This window comes from Roseateles sp. P5_B10, from assembly GCF_056400485.1.
In genome coordinates, this window is the sequence record NZ_JBFULE010000388.1 from 1 (window position 1) to 4,877 (window position 4,877).

The window sequence follows — 4,877 nt, forward strand, 5'->3', positions numbered from 1 at the left end:
GCCATGAAGGCCGGCGCGGGGTTGTGCAGATGCAGGTGGGTGTCGATCTTCACGACACGGCTGTAGTCGGCCATCGTGTAGCTGGCCCCATCTGCAGCCTGTGCGGATAAAAAGGCCGCCCCGGCAAGCAGGGCGGCAACACGGAGGAGATCTTTCATCAGAACTTGATCGAAGCGCCGACGGTGAACGAACGGCCATAACGGTAGTAGCCCTGCGGCAGCTTGACGCTGTCGTTGCCCAGCGTGTACTCCTGCGTCGCGTCGGTCAGGTTGTTGCCTTCGATGCTCAGGCGCAGCCACTTGTTGACCTCGTAGGCGATCTGGGCCGTCGCCCAGGTCACGGCCTTGGCGCGCTCGTTGAAGCCGGCGCCCAGCACGTTGGTGGCGGTGACGAAGGCGTCGGTGTGGTCGGCCGTGGCGCTCATGCTCCACGGGCCCTTCTCGTACAGCAGGCCGAGCGACGACGTGGCCGGCGCGATGCCTTCCAGCGCACGCTCCTCGCCGCCCACCCAGCTGCGCGACTTGTTGCGCGTGTACTGCGCTCGCACGCCGAAGCCGTTGTCGAACAGGTGTTGCAGGCCGATCTCGAAACCGCGCGCGGTGGCCTTGTCGCCATTGATGGGGCGGCTGACATTGAACAGCCGGCCGCCCGGCGCGCCGATGTTCTGCCCCGTCAGGTACTCGCTGGTGATCTGGTTCTTGATGTTCTTCTGGTAGACGGCGAAGTTCAGGGCCGAGTCCTTGGCGTAGTACCACTCCAGCGACACATCGGCCTGGCGGGCGCTGTAGGGCTTGAGGTTGGCGTTGCCGCCGAACACCTGCGTGAAGTCGCCCCAGGAGATGCTCTGCGTCGTGCTCGTCGGCGCCAGCTTGTCCACCGACGGGCGGGCCATGGTCTTGGCTGCGCCCAGGCGCAGTTGCAGATCGTTGGTGATCAGCCAGGTGAAGTTGACCGACGGCAGCGCGAAGTTGTAGCTCGACTCCTGCTGCAGAACGGAAGGTGGCGCGTAGACGGCCGTGTAGTTGAACGCACCGTTCTCGATGATGTCGACAATCTTGGCGTCCCAGGCCTGGGAGGTCGTCTTGGTCTTCACGAAGCGCACGCCGACGTCGGCGTTCCAGCCGTCGCCCGACAGATCGGCCTGCATGAAGGCCGTCGTCGTCTTCTCCGTCACTCGGTAGCTCTCCAGCGGGTTCCAGGCCGGTGCTGCCTTGCTGAAGTCGTAGGTGCCGCCGCCCGGGCGGGGCTTGCCGTCGTAGGCCTGCAGCGCCTGCAGGTAGTTGTTGATATCGAAGCCCAGGAAACTGCGCGGGAAGTTGCCGCTGACGCCGTCCATGAAGCCGGACGGGCTCAACGTCTGGTTGATGACATTGCCGCCCAGCGCGCCGACGTTGATGGCGTTGGCGCCCGAGTAGTRGCCGTCGCCCGCGTTGAAGGCGTTGTTGATGAGGTCGCGCGACTTCTTGCGGCTGGTCTGGCTGAGGCCGAATTTCAGCTGGTCGATGTAGAAGCGGTCCAGCTTCCACTCGAGATTGCCGGTGGCGCCATCGATCTTGTCATCGATGTTGTCGCCGGCCAGGCTGAAGTAGTGGGTGTTGAAGTCACTGGCCTTGAACAGGCCTTGCGCCAGGCCGGTCTGCAGGTCGCGGCCGTCGGTGAAAGTGGTCTTCACATCGGGCACAGCCGCCCCCGTCAGCTGGATGCGCGTGACATTGGGCTGGTTCATGCGCAGCACGACATAGCTGTCGTTGCCGCCGGAGTGGCGCTTGGAGGTGGACTTGTAGATGTCACCCGTCGCTTTCAGCGTGGGCGAGATCTTCCATTCCGCGTTGGCACCGTACATCGCGGTGTCCACCACGCGGTACTCGGTCTTGTTCAGCAGCTCGGGGTTGAGCGCCATCTCCGGGTCGGGGTTGGCCAGCGTGAAGTCGGTGACCACGCCGTTGGTGATCTTCATGTTGGACCAGCGGCCCGGCGCGTACAGCGGATAGAAGGACAGCTGGTAGCCGACCTGCGGCGAGTCCAGCCGCGTCTTGAAGCCGTCGACGACGACCTTCACGTCGCTGCTGGGCCGCCACTCGACCTTGCCGGAGAGCGCCATGCGCTCCTTCTTCTCCATGATGGTGCCGAAGCGGAACTGGCCCGGACCGATCAGGCCTTCCTCGTCGGGGTCCAGCTGCCCGTTGCCGTTAGGGTCGATGGCGCCACCCCAGGTGTTGCCCCAGGGCCAGAAAAGCTCCGGCTTGTTCGGCGCCGGGTTGCGCGACCAGCCGCCATCATTGCCGGCCGTGTCGGTGCGCACATCGCGCTTCGCATACACCACACCGAGCAACACGCCCACCTGGTCGCCGAAGGTGTTGCTGTAGGTGCCCGACAGCTTGGTGCCGTTCAGGCTGCTCATCTGGTTGCGGTCGGCCTCCACGCGCAGCAGGCCGCGCTGGCCCTTCTGGTCGAAGGGGCTGGCCGAGCGCAGGTTCACCAGGCCGCCAATGGCGCCTTCGACGAGCGAAGCCTGCGCGGACTTGACGACGTCGGCGCCACTGATGACGTCGGCCGGCAGCACGTCATAGGCAAAGTAGCGGCCGGCGCTGTCGGTGCCCAGCAGGCGGCTATTGAAGGTCGTGATCGTGTACTCGGGCCCCAGGCCGCGGATGCTGACCTTCTGACCTTCGCCACCCGCCGTGCGCGAGATGGACACGCCGGTGATGTGGCTCAGCGAGTCGGCCACGTTGTTGTCGGGGAAGCGGCCCAGCTCGGTCGCGCTGATGCTGTCCTGCACGCCGGCGGCGTTGCGCTTCAGCGCAAGGGACTTCTGCAGGCTGGCGCGGGTGCCGGTCACTTCCACGCGGTCCAGCGTGTTGTCGGTCTCGGCCTTGGCGGCCTCCTGGGCCCAGGCCGGGGCGACAGCACCGAAGGCGGTGAAGGCCACCAGGCCGGCCAACGTCAGCGGGTKCAGCGCGAAACAACGGGGTTGCAGGCGAGGACTCATCGAACAGTTCCTTTGATCTTGTGTGTCGAAGCTGCCGTCAGGGCAGCGCGATGTCATCTGCTTTGGATGCCGGGGCAGCTCTCCCCCGGTGCGGTGTGCCGGCTCCTCGGATGCCCCTCGAACCGGCTTGACGCAAGTCTACGAATTCTTTCGTTTGATTTCGTATAGAGTTTTCACCGATGCCGAATGCTTTCGATGAATCATGCCACGAAAGGCTTCCACCTCGCTGACATAGAGGGAGAGGTGCGAGCTATATAGGGATTCACCCCTCGCCTCCGGAATTTGGCATACGAAGGCGTTTTCGTCGTTGTGTTTTCGTTTTCGTTCGTTTATGCTTTCGCTCGAAAGTTCCAAACGGGACTTCCAGATCCACGAAAGACTTCCGATGCAGAGCAACTGGCTCACGTACGCACTGATCTCGACCCTGCTCTGGGGCGTCTGGGGCGCCTTCACCGGACTGCCGGCCGAGCATGGTTTCCCGGACACCTTGATCTATGCCGTATGGGCACTGACCATGATCCCGCCGGCGGTCATCGTGCAGGCCCGCACGGGCTGGCGCATCGACCGTGACCGCCGTTCCGTCGTGCTCGGCCTGGCCGTCGGGCTGCTGGGTGCCGGTGGCCAGATGCTGCTGTTCCGCGCGGTGCAGTCGGGCCCGGCCTACCTGATCTTCCCGATCGTGTCGCTGTCGCCGGCGATCACCATCGCGCTGTCCTTTGGCCTGCTGGGCGAGCGCACCGGCAAGCTGGGCATGGCCGGCATCGTGCTGGCGCTGTGCTCCCTGCCTTTGTTCGACCTGCAACTTGGCCAGACGGGTCAGCCGATGGGCCTGTGGTTTGTTTTGGCCCTGGCCGTGCTCGTCGCCTGGGGCTTGCAGGCCTACTTCATCAAGCTGGCCAACGCCGGCACCAGCGCCGAAAGCATCTTCTTCTACATGGCCGTCGGCGCCCTGGCCTGCGTGCCGGTGTCGCTGTGGATGACCGACTTCTCCCAGCCCATCAACTGGGGCTGGCAGGGCCCGGGCCTTGCCGCCGTCATCCAGGTGCTGAACGCCATCGGCGCGCTGGCCCTGGTCTACGCCTTCCGCTACGGCAAGGCCATGGTCGTGTCGCCCATGGTCAACGCCGGCGCGCCGCTGCTTACCGCCGTGCTCTCAATGGCCCTCAGCGGCGCCGCACCCAGCGGCAGCAAGCTCGCCGGCGTCGCGCTGGCCCTGCTGGCCGCGCTGCTGCTGGCGCTGCAACCCGAAACGCCCTCCTCTTCTTCCTCTTCCCAACCCGTTCAAGGAGACGCCGCATGAAGCTCATGCTCGACCTCGTGCGCCGCCACAAGCAGGCAGCCAACGGTGATGTCGCCATTGGCATTCCCTCGGTCTGTTCCGCACACCCCGTCGTCATCGCCGCCACGCTGCGCGAATGCGCCGCCCAGGGCCGGCCGGCCCTCATCGAGGCCACGTCCAACCAGGTCAACCAGGATGGCGGCTACACCGGCATGACGCCGCTGGACTTCCGCCGCTATGTGCAGGGCCTGGCCGAAGCCGAGGGCCTGGCGCCCGAGCTGCTGCTGCTCGGCGGCGACCACCTTGGCCCCAACGCCTGGCGCAAACTGCCGGCCGTTGCAGCCATGGCCAAGGCCGAGATCATGGTGGCGCAATATGTGAGTGCGGGCTTTCGCAAGATTCACCTGGATTGCTCGATGTCCTGCGCCGGCGACCCGGTGCCGCTGCCCGAGCCCGAGATCGCCGCCCGTGCCGTGCGCCTGTGCCGCGCAGCCGAGCAGGCGTGGCGCGACGCGCCCGACCGTGGCGACCCGCCGGTCTACGTCATCGGCACCGAAGTGCCCGTGCCCGGCGGCGCGCATGAAGACCTGGGCGAGCTGGCGGTGACGT

3 protein-coding genes are annotated in these 4,877 nt (G+C 65.7%); 2 read left to right on the forward strand and 1 reads right to left on the reverse strand.

Features of this window, described 5'->3' with window-relative positions:
- Positions 1-157 precede the first annotated feature (157 nt).
- Entirely contained in the window at positions 158-2,989 is a 2,832-nt protein-coding gene (locus AC1DU6_RS20090) for a TonB-dependent receptor (RefSeq protein ID WP_477859117.1), read from the reverse strand.
- Positions 2,990-3,374: 385 nt separating this feature from the next.
- On the opposite strand from AC1DU6_RS20090, the gene AC1DU6_RS20095 reads away from it, so the two are divergent.
- Together AC1DU6_RS20095 and AC1DU6_RS20100 are read left to right on the forward strand one after the other, a co-directional pair.
- The gene (locus tag AC1DU6_RS20095) at positions 3,375-4,289 is read left to right on the forward strand and encodes an EamA family transporter (RefSeq protein ID WP_457323423.1); all 915 of its coding nucleotides are present in this window, start codon (positions 3,375-3,377) and stop codon (positions 4,287-4,289) included.
- Positions 4,286-4,877, forward strand: a 592-nt coding sequence (locus AC1DU6_RS20100; protein WP_477859119.1) for a class II D-tagatose-bisphosphate aldolase non-catalytic subunit, incomplete at its 3' end; no start/stop codon positions are given. The genes AC1DU6_RS20095 and AC1DU6_RS20100, both read left to right, overlap by 4 nt.

Coding starts and splice junctions, on each gene's coding strand:
- AC1DU6_RS20095 (WP_457323423.1), top strand. CDS start 3,375: ATGCAGAGCAACTGGCTCACGTACGCACTGATCTCGACCCTGCTCTGG.